The sequence below is a fragment of the Pseudofrankia coriaricola genome, from assembly GCF_001854805.1.
GTDB lineage: Bacteria > Actinomycetota > Actinomycetes > Frankiales > Frankiaceae > Pseudofrankia.
In genome coordinates this window covers 1-3,114 of record NZ_MBLO01000163.1, presented here as the reverse complement: position 1 = coordinate 3,114, position 3,114 = coordinate 1, and the positions used below count along the sequence as shown (strand labels likewise).

4 protein-coding genes are annotated in these 3,114 nt (G+C 67.6%); 3 read left to right on the top strand and 1 reads right to left on the bottom strand.

Going from position 1 to position 3,114, the window contains the following annotated elements; all coding sequences use genetic code 11:
* Window positions 1-563: IS3 family transposase (locus tag BCD48_RS21035; protein WP_071050122.1), on the top strand; the 563-nt coding region annotated here is incomplete at its 5' end.
* Window positions 564-1,247: 684 nt separating this feature from the next.
* Here BCD48_RS21035 and BCD48_RS21030 read toward each other — a convergent pair.
* Window positions 1,248-1,436, bottom strand: coding sequence for a hypothetical protein (locus BCD48_RS21030; RefSeq protein ID WP_071050121.1), 189 nt, complete (start codon window positions 1,434-1,436; stop codon window positions 1,248-1,250).
* Between the two features lie 291 nt (window positions 1,437-1,727).
* Between BCD48_RS21030 and BCD48_RS52385 the strand changes: the two genes are divergently transcribed.
* Together BCD48_RS52385 and BCD48_RS52380 are read left to right on the top strand one after the other, a co-directional pair.
* Window positions 1,728-2,561, top strand: a complete 834-nt coding sequence (locus BCD48_RS52385) for an IS1634 family transposase (RefSeq protein ID WP_198543327.1) — start codon at window positions 1,728-1,730, stop codon at window positions 2,559-2,561.
* Window positions 2,468-3,114 (top strand): IS1634 family transposase (locus BCD48_RS52380; RefSeq protein ID WP_491677155.1); only part of this gene is annotated, 647 nt, incomplete at its 3' end. The genes BCD48_RS52385 and BCD48_RS52380, both read left to right, overlap by 94 nt.

Sequence of the window (3,114 nt, the reverse complement as noted above, 5' to 3'; positions counted from 1 at the left end):
GACACGCCGCCCACGACTTTGTCGCAGCCCTGGTCCGGCAGGACTTCACCGCGACCAGGCCTGACCAGCGGTGGTTCGGCGACATCACGTATGTCCGCACCGGTGAGGGCTGGTGCTATGTCGCCTCGGTCATCGACGCGTTCTCCAGGAAGGTCGTGGGTTGGGCTGTCGCCGACCATATGGAGACCGACCTGGTCCTCGACGCGTTGAAGATGGCGCTCGCCCGCCGGCGACCCGCCGCTGGCGTCGTCTTTCACGCCGACCGCGGCAGCCAGTACACCAGCCGTCGGTTCGTCAGGTTCTGCAGGAAGAAAAAGATCAGGAACTCGGTCGGGCGGACCGGTATCTGCTATGACAACGCCGCCGCCGAGTCCTTCTGGGCGACCTTGAAGAAGGAGTTCATCCACCTCCATGCCTTCGCCGGCCTCAGGCAGCTCCGGGGCGGTGTCTTCGACTACATTGAGACGTACTACAACCGCAGACGGCTACATTCCACCATCGGGTATATGACTCCCGTCGAGTATGAAGAGAAATTTGACAGGGAGGCCGCATTGGCGGCATAGTTTAGATAGCTGTCTACAAAAGCGGGAGCGCTTCACTGACCCACCTCGCCGGTGAACTACCCACCGCCGTCCTCGCCGATCTCATCTGGCTGCACCCGGTCACCGCGGCCCGCAGGACGAGCGACGCCGACGGGACCTGGAACCGCTACGCCGCCGCACTCGCCCGGACCGCAATCACCAACCCTGACGAATAGCGTCCTGCCTGATCGCCCCAGCAGAGCTACTCCGCACGCTCGGAACATTGCCGCCTACCAGTTTCCGGGATGCTCGGCTGTCGTTGCGCGACGTGCAGACGATCCTCGGTCATGCTCACCTGAGCACAACCGAGACCTACCTCGTGGAACCCTCGGGAATTGCGCCAGGCGGGCGAGAACCCGCAGGTGGGCAGGTCAGCCGGCGTGCGGAATGGTGCGGGACGGCCGGCCGGGGACGCCGCCTGACCAGGGTGTTCTCTCGCGATCTTCTTTCTGATGCGTGATCCACCCGTCAGACGGCCGCGATAGCTGGTGGGCACTTTTCAAAGCGCATCGAGGAAAAGGGCGGGTCATCCTGGGCGAAATCGGGCGCCTCGGGAGGGCATTCGGACGGTTCCAATAACCGACTGTGCCATTAAAGACGACCTCGAGGTCATCCGCCGAGTACGGGACCACCTCGCCGGCCCCGGCGAGCAGCTAGAGCGATCGGTCACCGGCGGCGCGACGGCCCCGTATCGGGCGCAGGACCTCGCCGTGCTGTTCGGGCAGGCCGGCCGATGACGACGACGGCCACGTCCGCACCTGTCAGTGCCGACGTGGCCGCCGCCGCGACGAGCGCGACGCGGGTCGGGTCGTTGAACTGGGCGAGCGTCGCGGTGGTGCTGGCGGAGATCCCCACGTTTCGACAGCGACGCATCCGCCGCCTGACGCACCAGCCCGTAACGGAACAGGCCCACCGCCCTCGCCCGCTCCGCCCGCCGCGCCGCCTCCGCCTGAGACGTCGACGCCATAACCACCTCCCGAACACCTGGGTTCCGCATAATTCGGGGGTCCTAGAGGCATTGGCCGGGCGAAGTTGCTGGTCAGGACGGTGAGGCCTGGAGATGCAGCCGGAACGTCCTAGAGAAACGGATAGGTCGGATCTGGCTGTCTGGTTGGGGTTTCCTGTATTCTGGCTAGAGACATGTATGTGAAGACGACGACCCGGCAGTCCAAGACCGGCCCGGTCCGCTACCTGCACCTGGCGCACAACGAGTGGGACGCCGGCAGGGGACGGTCCGTCCCGCGGATCCTGTACAGCTTCGGCCGTGAGGACGGCCTCGACACCGACGCCGTCCGCCGCCTCGTCGCGTCGCTGGGCCGGCTGCTCGACCCCGCTGACGCGCTCGCGGCCACGGCGGAGGCGGGCTCGGGGCTGGTGTTCACCGGGTCCCGGCCCTACGGCGGCGCCTACGTGCTCGACCAGATCTGGCGGCGGCTCGGCATCGAGAAGATCCTGACCGGGCTCGCCTCGTCGGGGCGGGGCCGGTCCCGTGACGCGGCCACGGCGGAGCGGGTGCTGTTCGCCCTGGTCGCGAACCGGGCACTCGCCCCGGCCTCGAAGCTGGCCGCCGCCGAGTGGATGAGCCAGGACGTGCACATCGACGGGCTCGGCGAGGTGTCCGACGACGCCTGCTACCGGGCGATGGACTGGCTACACGCCGTGCGCGGCGAGTTCGAGAAGCAGGTGTACTTCCAGGTCGCGGACCTGCTCAACCTCCAGGTCGACCTGCTGTTCTTCGACACGACCTCCACCTACTTCGAGACCGAGGATCCCGACGCCGACGTGCCGCGCGACTGGCGCGGCGAGCCCGCCACCGACGAGCAGAGCGCCGACCCGGACAAGGAGGGTTCCGGGTCCACGGCAAGTCCAAGGACAGCCGGGACGACCTGCCCCAGATCGTCGTCGGGCTCGCCGTCACCCGCGAGGCGATCCCGGTGCGGATCTGGTGCTGGCCAGGGAACACCGCCGACTCGGCGCTGATCCGGCAGGTCAAGCAGGATATGCGCGACTGGAGCCTGGGCCGGGTTATCTGGGTCGCCGACCGCGGCTTCACCTCGAAGGAGAACCGCAGGTTCCTCCAGGCTGGGGCCGGTGCCTACATCATCGGCGAGAAGCTGCGGTCCGACTCCGCCGAGGCCACCGCCGCGCTCTCCCGGCAGGGCCGCTACCAGCACGTCGCCGACAACCTGCAGGTCAAGGAAGTCCGGCTGCCCGACGCCACCGACCGGTTCGTCGTCTGCTTCAACCCCGACGCCGCACAGCGCGACGCGGCGATCCGCGCCGAGCTGATCCACCAGCTCGAAGGCCTCATCGCCGAGTCGGACCAACTCAGCAGGGACAAACGCGCGGAACTGCGGGGGAAGATCTCGACGATGCCAGGGCTGAACCGGTTCCTGCGCGTCACCCCCGGCGGGCTGCTGCGCATCGACAAGGCCAGGGCGAATGCCGAGGAGAACCTCGACGGCAAGTACCTGCTGCGCTGCGCCGACCCCACGATGAGCGCGCAGGACATCGCCCTGGGATACAAGCAGCT